We start from the raw sequence: 13,091 nt of genomic DNA, 5'->3' as shown, positions 1-13,091 counted from the left end.
TTGTGGTCGCCTCTGTCCCGGATTCCCCGTCGCATCGTCGCCTTACGGAAGCAGACCGGTCCGGTGGTATCAAGTCGGATCGCCCAGCTGGTGGCTGGGTATCAGCGACTTGACACCACCGGCCCGGCCTGCTTGGCTACGCCCGCCGAAGCGACGGGGAATCCGGGACAAACCCGCCTGTGGTGTGGACGGGGTCCACTCGGTGAGGTACAGCGGCGGCCGGGTGGTGTGTGCGTGTGGTGCGGGAACCGTTCCCACGGGCGGGGTTGTCCCGGATTCCCCGTCGCTTCGGCGGTGCTTGCACAACCAGCCCGGCCTGGGTGGTGTCCAGCCGGACGGAACCGGTGGCCAGCAACAGTGATCCGGCTTGATACCGCCCAGGCCGGGATGGTTCCCTCCGGGCGCTGAAGCGGCGGGGAATCCGGGACACAGGCGACCACAAGCAACGACCGCCGCCCAACAGCGCGGCCCCCACTCCCCGGAGCGAGGCCGCTCGCCGCGCAGGCGCCGCCGGAGGCGCTCTTCAGCTCTTGACTGTGGCTCTTGCCCTTGACTGTCGCAGTAGAGCCGCCCACCTGCCCACACCACCACCGCCCCGCGAAACCAGCGGCACCCCCGACCCGCGCCACCAACGGATCCCGCAAAACCATGCGCGAAGCCGTCAAGAAACGCCTGTGACTGTCAGCCCACGAACAAACCGCAACCAGCCACACCCACCCACACATAAGTCGCCGTCAGGCCAGCGGGAATTGCCGCCGGAAACCAAAGAGGCGGCGGCGGCCGCCGAGACCACCGCCACCTCATCAGTACTCTTACCCCAGCCGGGACTCGATCGAAGCGATGATCTTCGGGCGCAGCTCGGCGGCCTTGATCACCTCGTCCACGGAGCCGACCTGGACCGCGCGCTGGATGCTGTGCACGCGGTCGAACTCGGTGGCGACCTCGCCGAGCTTCTCGGCGCGGACCGAGGTGCGGAGTTCGTCGAGTTCGGCGGCCAGGGCCGCGCGGTCGGTGCCGGATGCGGCGGTGACGCGGGCTTCCAGGTCGCGGATGCGCGGGTCGTTGGCGGTGCGGGAGTTCACGTCGCCGGCGAACACCACCGCCGCTGCCGGGGCGCCGCCGAGGACCGACGCGTAGGAGCCTTCCAGGGCCAGGACCGTCATGTTCGGGTTGAGGGCCTTGGAGAAGACCACGAAGGCGCCGCCGTGGTAGCGCGAGATGACGCAGAACACGATCGGGCCTTGGAAGTTCACGATCGCGCGCCCGATCTCGGCGCCGTATTCCAGCTGCAGCTTGCGCATCGACTCCGGGGAGCCGTCGAACCCTGACAGGTTCGCCAGCACCACCAGCGGCCGGTTCCCGCTCGCCGAGTTGATGGCGCGCGCCACCTTCTTGGAGGACTGCGGGAACAGCGTGCCGGCGGTGTACGTGTCCGGGCCGTCGGTGGGCGGGAAGCCCCGGCGCGGCACGGCCCGGGACTCGATGCCGACCAGGCAGACCGGCAGGCCTCCCAGGTGCACGTCCTGCACCACCGAGGTCTCCGCCCCCGCCATGCCGGCCCAGCGCTCCAGGACCGGGTGGTCCTGGTCGGACAGGGCGCGCATCACGGTCCTGATGTCGAACGCCTTCTTGCGGTCCGGGTTCGCCGCGGCGCTGAAGATCTCGCCGACCGTGGTGAAGTCCGAGCCCGCGAAGGTGTGCGGGAAGCTCGAGACGTCGCGGTCGTAGGGGTCGTCCGTGCCGGCGCGGCGCGGGGAGGTCTCGCCGGGGGCGATGTAGGTGTGGTCGTAGTGCGACATCAGCACATCGCGCGCGGCGGACAGGCTCGGGGCCCAGTACTGCGCCTGGCCGTTCGGGCCCATGACGCGGTCGTAGCCGCCGATGCCGAAGTTGTCCTCGGCCGAGACGCCGCCGGAGAAGTCCAACGCCTGCTTGCCGGTCAGCACCATCGCAGAGTCCGGAGTCATGACCAGCACGCCGCGCGTGTGCATCAGCATCGTGGCCTCGGCGTTCCAGTACGGCTGCGCGCCGACGTTGATGCCGTTGACCACGACGTTGATCTCGCCGCCGTCCTGGGTGAACTCCACGATCCGCTTCAAAGCAGCGGCCACCCAGTCCATGTTCTCGGTACCCGACTGCATCGAGATGCGGGCGCCGGAGGACAGCGCGTACCACTCCACCGGAACCTTCATCTGCTCCGCGAGGTCCAGGGCGGCGATCACCCGGCGGCACTCCGGCTCGGACAGCGCGCCCAGCGACTTCGTCGGGTCGCCCAGCAGCAGCACGCGCGTGACGCCCTGCCGGTGGCGGCGCGTCTTGGTGCTGATGACGCCGGCCACCATCGCCGCGGTGTTGCGGCCCTTGGGCCGCTCGACCGGGACCAGCTGGTGCTCGTCGTTCAGGTCGTGCTCGGCGAACTCGCCCAGGGAGTCGACGAGCTCGTACGGGTACACCGTGCCGCGGCTGGCCGCGCGCAGCACCTTCAGGCGGTAGTCGTCCAGCGGCTCGATCGGGTCCAGGGTGGGCTCGCCGACGGACAGCGAGGGGCCGCCGTCGCTGTCGAAGCGGACCCGGACCGCGATCTTGATCAGCTCGCCGGTCTTCCAGGAGCGCTGGCGGCCGATCAGCTCGATCTCCTCCAGGCCCGCGCCGACCGTCGAGGGCAGGATGCGCTGCGCGATCAGGAACAGCTCCGAGCGCTTGATGTCGGAGACCGGCCACAGGTAGACGACGACGCGGTTGGTGCTGAACCGCTTGTTCGAGGGCCGCCGCAGCTGCGCGCGCCGGATGGAGTCCACGCACGCCGCGATCGCGTCCTCGGCCGTGGGCAGCGCCACCAGCCGGCCGTCGTGCTCGCGCAGCTCGGTCAGGTCGCGCACCTGCGTGAAGGCGACCAGGCGGTCGTCGGCCGGGTTCTCCCGGGCCACGCACTGGTACAGGTACACGTCCTCGTCGGAGGACGGCAGGCGCGTCAGGTCGAACTTGTTCAGCCGCTCCAGCTGCATCCGCTCGGCGATGTACGGGTGCAGGCCCCGGATCAGCCGCTCCTCGGTCATCCCGGTGGTGGAGCGCCGGAAGGTGAAGTGGTGGTGCATCACGGCGTTGCGCCGGCCGGCCACCGTCGCGGTCACCCGGCGCACCTGCTGCGGCAGCGGGTGCGCGCTGATCACGCGCTGCAGCTCGGTGGCCGCCTCGTCGGTGTCCGGCTGGTTCTCCCACAGCAGGTAGACGTCGGCGTCCAGGGCGCCGGCCGAGCCGGCCAGGTCGGCCAGGCCGTCCAGGGCGTCCCCGAGCCGGTCGAACGGCACCGCCGCCGACACCAGCTGCGAGCCGTCGCGCTCGGCGACCACGAACGGGGTCCCGCCGACCTCGGCGGTCCGGACGCCGGTCAGGCCCTTGTTGCCGTAGTAGCGCCGGGTCAGGACCTCCAGCAGCGCCGAGTTGTCCAGGTCGGCGTGGACCAGGCGCTGGCCCAGCAGGCGCACCAGCGGCTCGGTGCTGCGCACCATCTCGGCGATGCGCTCGGCGCGGTCCTCGGCCTGCGGGTTCTCGTCCAGGTGGCGCAGGTGCTTGCGGATGCCGGCGTAGACCCGGGCCCGGTTGCGGCGCAGCAGCGGCTGGCCGAACCAGGCGTAGACCACGCCGCGCGCCAGGTCCGCGACGTTCGGGAAGCGCACCTGCGTGGCCGCGATCAGCCGCTCCAGCGCCAGGCCCGCGGGCTCGCGCAGCAGCTCGTCCGGCGGCAGCTCGCGCAGCCAGGCGCGCAGCAGCGTGGCGACCACGGCGGCGTCCGTGGCAGAGCGCTGACGGGCCAGGAAGATGCGGAACACCGCCGCTTCCAGCTCCGGCGAGCGCTCAAGGTCGGTGACGCCGTAGTGCGCCAGGGCCTTGCCCAGGGCGGCCTGGAAGGACTCCGGCAGGCCGGCGCGCTCCACGTCCAGGCTCTGCAGGTAGGTGTGGAAGTATTCGTGCGCGCTGTGCAGCTGGCTCTCGCCGTTGCCCTCGTCGGTGCCGACGGCGACCCCGGCCGCCGGGCGGTTGCGGCCCAGGTCGGCCAGGTCGGCGAAGACCTCGATCAGGCTCAGCTCGCCGGCCAGCGGCCGCAGGTTCTGCTCGACGGCCGCGTCGCGGGCCTCCAGGTAGCCGCCCAGGATGCGGTCCTCGTCGTGCGGGTCCACGTCGAAGCCCAGCAGCAGGCTGCGAAGGTCCTCGCGGCCCTGCGCCACGCGGGTGCGGACGGGGACCTCGGTGGGGGCTTCGGGCAGGTCCAGCTCGACGGCCTCGGAGGCCTGCGCGGCTGCGGCGGCGGCCTCGTCGGCGTCCTCCTCGACGATCTGCTCCAGCCGCAGCAGCGGGGCACCGGTCTCGACCTGGCTCCCGACGCTGACCGCCAGCTCCTTGAGCCGGGCCTTGAACGGCGCGCGCAGCACCGTCTCCATCTTCATGCTCTCCAGCACGACCACCGGGGCGCCGGCCTCGACCTCCGCGCCGACCTCCAGCGGCGTGGCGATCACCAGCGCCGGGGCCGGGGAGCGGACCACGCCGCCCTCGTCGCGGCTGACGCGGTGGGTGACGCCGTCCACCTCGACCTGGTGCACCGAGCCGTGGGTGGCGGTCAGCAGCCGGAAGCGCTCGCCGTTGACCAGGATCTGGCCGGTGTGCCGGTCGAAGCGGTCCAGCTCGACGTCGGCGGTCTGTGTCTGTGTCAAAGTCTGGGACTGCGCGCCGTGGCCGTCGCCGGCCTCTATCCCGACGCGGAAGCGCTGCGCGCCCACGCGCGCCACCCGGACCCGGTAGCCCACGCCGCGCAGCTTCAGGTCCAGCGGCCGGCCGGACTCGTGCTGCACCTGCGGACGCCCGCCGGAGGCGGTGGACAGCAGCCGGGCGCGCTCGACGCGCTCCTCGTCCTCGTAGGCGTCGATCGCGGCGGCGGCCAGCGCGACGGCGGCGTTGCGGTGCGAGACCAGACGGCCCTCGCCGCGGACCCGGTCGATCCAGCCGGTGTCGGCCGAGGCGTCGATGACCTCCGGCTGGTCCAGCAGGTCCAGCACGAAGCTCTTGTTGGTGGTGCCGCCCTCGATGACCACGGAGGTGTCGGCCATCGCCCGGCGCAGCCGGCCCAGGGCCTCGTCGCGGTCCCGGCCGTAGGCGATGATCTTCGCGATCATCGAGTCGAAGTCGGCCGGGATGGTGTCGCCCTCGGACACTCCGGTGTCCACCCGGATGCCCGGGCCGGCCGGCAGGTCCAGGCGCGCGATGCGGCCGGGGGAGGGGGCGAAGTCGCGGTCGGGGTCCTCGGCGTTCAGCCGGGCCTCGATGGCGTGGCCGCGCTCGGCCGGCGGGCGGCCCTCCAACTTGCCGCCGCCCGCCACGTGCAGCTGGGCCTTGACCAGGTCGAAGCCGGTGGTCAGCTCGGTGATCGGGTGCTCGACCTGAAGGCGGGTGTTGACCTCCAGGAAGGCGAACTGCTTGTCGCCGGGGTGGTAGAGGAACTCCACCGTCGCCGCGCCCCGGTAGCCGACCCGGACCGCCAGGCGCTCGGCCGAGGACTTCAGCTCCGCGGCCTGCTCGGGGGCCAGCACCGGCGAGGCCGACTCCTCGATCACCTTCTGGTTGCGCCGCTGCACCGAGCAGTCGCGCACGCCCAGGGCCCACGCGGTGCCCTGGCCGTCGGCGATGACCTGCACCTCGACGTGCCGGGCGCCGGTGACCAGGCGCTCCAGGAAGACGATGCCGGAGCCGAAGGCGCGCGCCGCCTCCTGGCTGGTGCGCTCGTAGGCGTCGACGAGCTCGGACTCGTCGGTGATGACGCGGATCCCGCGCCCGCCGCCGCCGGCGGTGGCCTTGAGCATCAGGGGGTAGCCGATCCGCCCGGCCGCCTCGATCGCGGCCTCCAGCGTCTCCACCGCGCCCCGGCTCCACGGCGCCACCGGCACGCCGACCTCCTCGGCGATCAGCTTCGCGCCGATCTTGTCGCCGAGCTGCCGCATGGCCTCGGCGTCCGGACCGATGAAGGTGACGCCGATCCGGTCGCAGAGTTCTGCGAAGGCCGGATCCTCGGCGACGAAGCCCCAGCCCACCCAGGCCGCGTCCGCGCCGCACTCCAGCAGCGCCCGCTCCAGCAGCTTCAGGTCCAGGTACGGCCGGTTCGCGGCCGGGCCGAGGTCGTAGGCGATGTCGGCCTCGCGGACGAAAGTGGCGTCGCGGTCCACGTCGGTGTGCAGGGCGACGGTCTCGATCGGCGTCGCGCTCTGCGCGCTCAGCTCCCGGACCGCGTGGATGAGCCGCATAGCGGCCTCACCCCGGTTGACGATGGCGACACGACTGAACACCGCGCGGAGCCCTTCCTCTATTCCAAGGCACCAGTCGTTCGACCGGGTATGGGCTGGCCGGTTTCCCCGCGCAGTCGTTGGTGTCGGCCGGACGAGCTGGTTGTGACTGGTCGGAGTGTAGTGCAACCGGAGTGGGGCTCCGTGGAGCGTGAGGTGGGGGACGGGCTACCGGCCGGTAGGGTTCCGGTCGGTGGCGCGGGGATTACGGATCCGGCGGTCATGCTTCCGACGTTACGCCGGTGGCGGGGTGGGGGCTTTATGCGGTGTTGCTGTGTTTGTTCGAGGCGGGATTGGCTGGAAGCCGCCCAGCATCAGGGTCCGCGGCCTGGCGGGGCCTGAGGCGTCGAACCGGATGCGGCCTCGGCCGCCCTGGTGTGTGATCAGGACATGGCGATCACACTGGGCACGCCGGACGGCGCGGGGCTGAGCGCGGCGGTGGGTGCGCTGCGGGACTGGCAGGACGAGGGCGCTCCCATGCAGCTGCATCCGGGGGATCTGGGCTGGTTCTGGCGTTTCGGCGCGGACACCACGGCGGCGGCGGTGCGGACCTGGAGTCGGGATGGGCGGATCCTGGCCGTGGGGTTGCTGGACGGGCCCGGGTTGCTGCGGATGACGATCGCGCCGGACGCGCGGCAGGATGAGGAGTTGGCGCGGCGGGTGGTCGCGGACGTCGCGGATCCCGAGCGGGACGTGCTCACCCCCGGGGCGGCGAACATCGAGGCGCCGATGGACGCGCTGCTGCAGCAGATGCTGGCCGAGCACGGGTGGTGCGGTGACGAGCCGTGGACGCCGTTGCGCCGCGATCTGCGCGGCGAGCCGGTGAAGGAGTCGGAGCTGCGCATCGAGGTGGTCGGGGCCGAGCGGGTGGCCGAGCGGGTCGCGGTGCAGCGGGCGGCGTTCGAGAACTCGACGTTCAGCCAGGAGCACTGGCAGGCGATGGCGGCCGGCGAGATGTATGCCGACGCGCGGTGCCTGATCGCCTACGACGACCGAAGCGCGGCGGTGGCGGCGGTGACCGTCTGGTCGGCCGGTCCCGGCAAGCCGGGGCTGGTGGAGCCGATGGGGGTGCACCGGGACCATCGCGGGCGCGGGTATGGGAAGGCCATCACCGAGGCTGCCGCGGCGGCGTTGCAGAAGCTGGGATCATCGAGCGCGATCGTGGCCACGGCCAGTTCGAACGTCGCGGGCGTCGCGACGTACAAGGCCGCCGGGTTCGAGGCGCGGCCGGAGATCCGCGATATGCACCGGGAGGCCTAACCCCGGCCCTGGGCCAGCCGCCACGCGCGGTACCGGTCGGGCAGGCAGCGCGCGCAAGGCCGATACCCGGCGGCGACGGCCGTGTTCTCGTCGGCGAAGAAGACCCGGTGCGCCGTGTAGTGGCCCTCGGCGATGTGACGCAGTGCCGAAGGACAGTCCAGACGGCCGTAGATGCGCAGCCGGCGATGGCCGCCGAGGGTGCCGGGAGCCGGGCTCGGGTAGGTCCGGCCGTCCGCTCCGAGCAGGGTCCAGGTGCGCGCCGCACTCATGCGGCGTCGTGGAACACCAGGCCCAGCGCGTGCCGCCGTCCGGAGCGCACGGTGCTGACGCCGTGCCGCACCGGCCCGATCGACCACCCGCGCGAGGAACGCACCGGTCGGTCGCGCGTGGTGAAGATCAGCGCGTGGCCTTGCGGGAGCGGCGTCGCGGTACCGCGCGATTGGGCGCGCGGACGCTGCTCGACGAGCAGGAACTCGCCGCCGGTGTAGTCGGTGCCGTACGCGTCCAGGCCGATGACCGCCTGGAGCGGGAAGAGCATGTCCCCGAACACGTCGCGGTGCAGCGCGTTCCAGTCGCCGGGACCGTAGCGCAGCAGGATCTGCGCCGAGCGGGCCTGGCCGGCGGCGTGGCAGCGCTCCAGCCACTCCTCCAGCTCGTCGGGCCACGGCGCGGGCCGTCCCAGCCGCTCGGCCCAGTCGCGGGCGATCGGCAGCAGATACGGCCACAGCGCACGGCGCAGGTCGGCGACCGGGGCGGGCAGGTCGTGGGTGAAGTACCGGTACTGACCCGAGCCGAAGCGGTGGCGCGCCATGTCGACGGTGGTGCGGAAGAGTTCGGGACGGTCGTAGAGGGCTGCGATGGTGCCGCACTGCTGCGGGGTGAGCAGTTGCGGGGTGGGGGCGCAGCCGTAGGCGTCGAGCTCGGTGGCGATCGACGGCCAGTCGGCGGCGGCCAGGGTGGCGGTGGTGTCGGCGGAAGCGGCGGAGGCGGCCGGTGCGGAGGTGCCGGCGGGTGCGGTGAGGGTGGGCATGGCAGGGTCCTTACTTTCTTTGCATTCTTCCGGTGCCGGCGTCAGACCAGCAGCGGCGCGATCGCACCTTCGGCGGCCAACAGCCATTGCTTGCGCTCCACGCCCCCGGCGTAGCCGCGCATCGACCCGTCGGCGCCGACGACGCGGTGGCAGGGCCGCACGATCAGCAGCGGGTTCGCGCCGATCGCCGCGCCGAGCGCCTGTACCCGGTCGCGCGGCAGGCCGAGGTGGGCGGCCAGGGCGCCGTAGGTGCTGGTCGTGCCGTGCGGGATCGTGTCGAGGGCGTCCCAGATCCGGCGTTGGAAGTCGCTGCCGGCGACCGCGTAGTCGAGCTCGAACTCGGTCCGGGTGCCGGCGAAGTACTCCCGCAGCTGCCGGACAACCTCGGCGAACGCCGCGGTGTCGGCGTTCCAGCTCGCGCCGATCTCCGGCGCGGTGCGCTGGCCGGCCATGGACAGCGACGCCAGACGCAGGCCGCCGTCCCGGTTCTTCACGCCGACCAGCAGCAGCGGTCCGACGGGGCTCTCGATCTCGGTGTAGACGGTGATCTCATCCATGCGTCCAGTCTGTGCCGGATGACCGGTCGGTACTGGCGGGATTCGGACACGGCGTCGGTGGGCAGCCGGGCGCAAACCCGGTGAGTACCCGGTACCTGCCTGCTACCGTACGGCGAATGCGCATCCTGCTGATCGGCGGCTCGGGCTATGTCGGCACCCTGATGCTCGCCGGCCTGGCCGCGGATCACGAGGTCCGCGTCCTGGATCTGGTGCCGCCGCAGGGGGATCACGACCACGTCGTCGGCAGCGCGACCGATCCGCAGGCCCTGGCCGCCGCGCTGGACGGTATGGACGCCGTGGTGCACGCCGCGATGGGCCGCCGCTCCCAGACCGACTGGCCGCACCCCGACACGGCGAGCGCGTTCGAGGTGAACGTGGCCTCGGTGTACGCGGCGCTGGAGGCCGCTCACGTCGCTGGCGTGCGGCGTGCGGTGCTGATCGGCAGCCTGTCGGTGTTCGACGAGTCCCGGCTGCTGGAGCGGGACGTGGACGAGGACAGCGAGCCGGACGCCGCGAACGTCTACGGCGTCACCAAGCGCCTGGCCGAGCAGGTCGGCCGGATCGCCGCCGACACCCACGGCATGGCGGTCACGGTCCTGCGGCTGGCCTTCCCAACGCCGGACGAGGTCTGGCCGCGCTGGGCGCTGCCGGTCGTCGAGGAGCCGGTCGAGATCCGCCGCGCCGACGGCAGCCTGGTTCCGGCGCTGGCGGCCTCCGACCTGTCCGCCGCGGTCTCGGCCGCCGTGGTGCGCGACGGCGGCGGTTACGAGGTGTTCCACATCGTCGGCGCCGACGATTCGGGGCGGGGCTGGAGCACGGAGAAGGCGCGCGACGGCCTCGGGTGGGTCGCGCGGCGCCGGTAGCGCGACAGCACAGCGTTCGCGACAGGCTCGGAGGCGTCGCGCGGCGCTGACAGTGCGCTGGCTGTGAGCTGACAGTGCGCTGAAGAGATCACTTCTCCAAGTCGAACCTCCACACGTTCGAGCGGAGGAAGTGCCCCTTCGGATACTCGAACTCCGACTCCTCCAAGAGCTCGAACCCCGCCTTGCGGCACACCGCGTTCGACGCCGCGTGCTCGACCGACGGGAACGCGTACAGCCACCGGTGCCGTCCGTCGGCGCGCGCCGCCTCGGCGACCGCGAGCGACGCGGCGACCGCCAGGCCGCGTCCCTGGAACTCCGGCAGGATCGCGTATCCGGTCTCGTAGGCGGGCTCGCCGGCCCACTCGTGGTCCCAGAAGCCGGTCGAGCCGGCCACCGCGCCGTCGGGCAGCACGATCAGGAACATGGTCCCGTTCTCGTCCGGATCGAGGTAGCGCCGATGCCGGTCGGCGAGCTTCTCCGGGCTCTCCGGGCCGCCGAGATGCTCGGTCATCTCCGGCGTGTTCGACTTCTGGAGCACCTCGAAAGCGGCGTCCGACCAGGGGACGAGGGTCAGCGGGGGAGTGTCGGCGGCGGTCATGGTCACCACGGTACGGCCGAGCACTGACAGCACTGACAACTCTTGAACGGCGGGCGCGCAGCAGAAAGCCCCGCCCGGACGCCGCGAAGCGTCCGAGCGGGGCCCGGGTCAGAGGGGCAGAGGGTCGGAGGGTTAGAGCACCGACCCGTCAGTCCCGCCTACTTGTGCAGGTCGAACCGGTCCAGCTCCAGCACCTTGCCGAACGCCGCCGCGAACTCCTTCGCGAACTTCTCCTTCGCGTCGTCGCCGGCGTACACCTCGGCCAGCGCGCGCAGCTCGGAGTTCGAGCCGAACACCAGGTCGGCGCGGGTGCCGGTCCACTTCACCGCGCCGGAGGCGTCGCGGCCCTCGAACGTGGTGGAGTCGGCGTCGGCCGGGACCCAGGTGGTGTCCAGGTCCAGCAGGTTGACGAAGAAGTCGGTCGACAGCGTGCCCGGCTTGTCCGTGAACACGCCGTGGCTGCTGCCGCCGTGGTTCGCGCCGAGCACCCGCAGGCCGCCGACCAGGACCGTCAGCTCCGGGGCGGACAGGTTCAGCAGGTTCGCCTTGTCCAGCAGCAGGTACTCCGCCGGGAGCGCGGTGTCCTTGCCCAGGTAGTTGCGGAAGCCGTCGGCGCGCGGCTCCAGGTAGGACACCGACTCGATGTCCGTCTGCTCCGCGGTGGCGTCGGTGCGGCCCGGGTGGAAGGGCACGGAGACGTCGAAGCCGGCGTCCTTAGCGGCCTTCTCCACACCGGCGGCGCCGGCCAGGGCGATCACGTCGGCCAGCGAGACCTTCTTGCCGCCGGCCGCGCCGGCGTTGAACGCCGAGACGACGCCCTCGAGCTTGCCGATCACCGGGGCCAGCTTCTCCGGCTCGTTGACCTCCCAGCCGGACTGCGGCTCCAGCCGGATGCGGGCGCCGTTGACGCCGCCACGCTTGTCGCTGCCGCGGAAGGAGGCCGCGGCCGCCCAGGCGGTGGTGACCAGCTGCTGCACCGAGAGGCCGGTGGCCAGGATGCTCGCCTTGATCGCCGAGGCGTCGGCGCCGTCGATCAGCGGGTGGTCCACGGCCGGGACCGGGTCCTGCCACAGCAGGCGCTCGCTGGGGACCTCCGGGCCCAGGTAGCGGGCGATCGGGCCCATGTCGCGGTGGGTGAGCTTGTACCAGGCGCGGGCGAAGGCGTCGGCGAAGGCCTGCGGGTCGTCCTTGAAACGGCGCGAGATGGGCTCGTAGATCGGGTCCATGCGCAGCGACAGGTCGGTGGTGAGCATGGTCGGCTGGTGCGTCTTGGAGCCGTCGAAGGCGTCCGGGACGGTGCCCGCGCCGGCGTTCTCCTTCGGGCGCCACTGGTTGGCGCCGGCCGGGCTCTGGAACAGCTCCCACTCGTAGCCGAACAGGATCTCGAAGAAGCTGTTGTCCCACTGCGTCGGGGTGTTGGTCCAGATGCCCTCCAGGCCGGAGGTGATCGCGTCGGCACCGACACCGGAGCCGTGGCTGCTCTTCCAGCCCAGGCCCTGCTGCTCGATCGGGGCGTCCTCGGGGTCGGCGCCGACGGCCTCGGACGGGCCGGCGCCGTGGGTCTTGCCGAAGGTGTGGCCGCCGGCGATCAGCGCGACGGTCTCCTCGTCGTTCATCGCCATCCGGCCGAAGGTCTCGCGGATGTCGCGGGCCGCGGCGACCGGGTCGGGGTTGCCGTTGGGGCCCTCGGGGTTGACGTAGATCAGGCCCATCTGGACGGCGGCCAGCGGCTCCTCCAGCTTGCGGTCGCCGGTGTAGCGCTGGTCCTCCAGCCAGACCTGCTCCGGGCCCCAGTAGACGTCGTCGTCCGGCTCCCAGACGTCGGGACGGCCGCCGGCGAAGCCGAAGGTCTGGAAGCCCATCTCCTCCAGCGCCACGTTGCCGGTCAGGATGATCAGGTCGGCCCAGGACAGGGACTGGCCGTACTTCTTCTTCACCGGCCACAGCAGGCGGCGCGCCTTGTCCAGGCTGGCGTTGTCCGGCCAGGAGTCCAGCGGCGCGAAGCGCTGCTGGCCGGTCCCGCCGCCGCCGCGGCCGTCGTGCACGCGGTAGGTGCCGGCGCTGTGCCAGGCCATGCGGATCATGAAGGGGCCGTAGTTGCCGAAGTCGGCCGGCCACCAGGGGCGCGAGTCCGACAGCACCGCGGCGATGTCGGCCTTCACCGCGGCCAGGTCCAGCGTGTTGAAGGCGGCGGCGTAGTCGAAGTCCGCGCCGTTCGGGTCCGCCACCGCCGGGTTCTTCGCCAGGATCTTCAGGTTCAGACGGTTCGGCCACCACTGGCGGTTGCCGCCGCCGGCGGTCGGATGCGCCGCCCTTCCGTGCTGCACCGGGCAGCCGACACTCGCCTGGGCGCCGTGATCGATGTCGACGTCGATGTCGCCATGCTTCTCAGACATCTGGGGGGAGTCCTTCCGGTTTCTGGCGGTTCACGCTGTTCGGATGTTCTCTGATGTT

The 13,091-nt window shown here is 72.0% G+C and carries 8 protein-coding genes; 2 read left to right on the top strand and 6 right to left on the bottom strand.

Features of this window, described 5'->3' with window-relative positions; genetic code table 11:
• Positions 1 to 812: 812 nt before the first annotated feature.
• The gene (locus tag ABIA35_RS47880) at positions 813 to 6,332 is read right to left on the bottom strand and encodes a carboxyl transferase domain-containing protein (protein WP_370362449.1); all 5,520 of its coding nucleotides are present in this window, start codon (positions 6,330 to 6,332) and stop codon (positions 813 to 815) included.
• A 387-nt stretch (positions 6,333 to 6,719) separates the two neighbouring features.
• Between ABIA35_RS47880 and ABIA35_RS47875 the strand changes: the two genes are divergently transcribed.
• Entirely contained in the window at positions 6,720 to 7,589 is an 870-nt protein-coding gene (locus tag ABIA35_RS47875) for an N-acetyltransferase family protein (protein WP_370362448.1), read from the top strand.
• Here ABIA35_RS47875 and ABIA35_RS47870 read toward each other — a convergent pair.
• Genes ABIA35_RS47870 through ABIA35_RS47860 form a run of 3 tightly spaced genes read right to left on the bottom strand, consistent with a single transcriptional unit; the run spans position 7,586 to position 9,167 of the window.
• Complete coding sequence (locus ABIA35_RS47870; protein ID WP_370334646.1) at positions 7,586 to 7,858, bottom strand: Ada metal-binding domain-containing protein; 273 nt, start codon at positions 7,856 to 7,858, stop codon at positions 7,586 to 7,588. The two genes, ABIA35_RS47875 and ABIA35_RS47870, sit on opposite strands and share 4 nt — an antisense overlap.
• Positions 7,855 to 8,619 (bottom strand): 2OG-Fe(II) oxygenase, encoded by a 765-nt coding sequence (locus ABIA35_RS47865; protein WP_370362447.1) that lies wholly within the window; start codon positions 8,617 to 8,619, stop codon positions 7,855 to 7,857. Before ABIA35_RS47865 ends, ABIA35_RS47870 begins: the two co-directional genes overlap by 4 nt.
• Before the next feature lie 41 nt (positions 8,620 to 8,660).
• Positions 8,661 to 9,167 (bottom strand): methylated-DNA--[protein]-cysteine S-methyltransferase, encoded by a 507-nt coding sequence (locus ABIA35_RS47860; protein WP_370362450.1) that lies wholly within the window; start codon positions 9,165 to 9,167, stop codon positions 8,661 to 8,663.
• 125 nt (positions 9,168 to 9,292) lie between these two features.
• Here ABIA35_RS47860 and ABIA35_RS47855 point away from each other — a divergent pair, with 125 nt between their 5' ends.
• Complete coding sequence (locus ABIA35_RS47855) at positions 9,293 to 10,039, top strand: NAD-dependent epimerase/dehydratase family protein (RefSeq protein ID WP_370362446.1); 747 nt, start codon at positions 9,293 to 9,295, stop codon at positions 10,037 to 10,039.
• An 88-nt stretch (positions 10,040 to 10,127) separates the two neighbouring features.
• Here the strand turns inward: ABIA35_RS47855 and ABIA35_RS47850 are convergent, their stop codons facing one another.
• A complete protein-coding gene (locus ABIA35_RS47850; protein WP_370362445.1) occupies positions 10,128 to 10,637 on the bottom strand; it encodes a GNAT family N-acetyltransferase in 510 nt (169 codons plus the stop codon).
• A gap of 158 nt (positions 10,638 to 10,795) precedes the next feature.
• Positions 10,796 to 13,033 (bottom strand): catalase/peroxidase HPI, encoded by a 2,238-nt coding sequence (gene katG, locus ABIA35_RS47845; RefSeq protein ID WP_370334638.1) that lies wholly within the window; start codon positions 13,031 to 13,033, stop codon positions 10,796 to 10,798.
• Between the last annotated feature and the right edge of the window lie 58 nt (positions 13,034 to 13,091).

The organism is Catenulispora sp. MAP12-49 (genome assembly GCF_041262705.1).
Lineage (GTDB): Bacteria > Actinomycetota > Actinomycetes > Streptomycetales > Catenulisporaceae > Catenulispora.
The sequence above is the reverse complement of the archived record's forward strand: the minus strand, read 5'-3'. Positions and strand labels throughout refer to the sequence as shown.

Bases quoted from the DNA above. Each gene is read 5' to 3' on its own strand.
- ABIA35_RS47875 (WP_370362448.1), top strand. From the start codon at position 6,720: ATGGCGATCACACTGGGCACGCCGGACGGCGCGGGGCTGAGCGCGGCG.
- ABIA35_RS47870 (WP_370334646.1), bottom strand. From the start codon at position 7,858: ATGAGTGCGGCGCGCACCTGGACCCTGCTCGGAGCGGACGGCCGGACC.
- ABIA35_RS47865 (WP_370362447.1), bottom strand. From the start codon at position 8,619: ATGCCCACCCTCACCGCACCCGCCGGCACCTCCGCACCGGCCGCCTCC.
- ABIA35_RS47855 (WP_370362446.1), top strand. From the start codon at position 9,293: ATGCGCATCCTGCTGATCGGCGGCTCGGGCTATGTCGGCACCCTGATG.
- ABIA35_RS47850 (WP_370362445.1), bottom strand. From the start codon at position 10,637: ATGACCGCCGCCGACACTCCCCCGCTGACCCTCGTCCCCTGGTCGGAC.
- katG (WP_370334638.1), bottom strand. From the start codon at position 13,033: ATGTCTGAGAAGCATGGCGACATCGACGTCGACATCGATCACGGCGCC.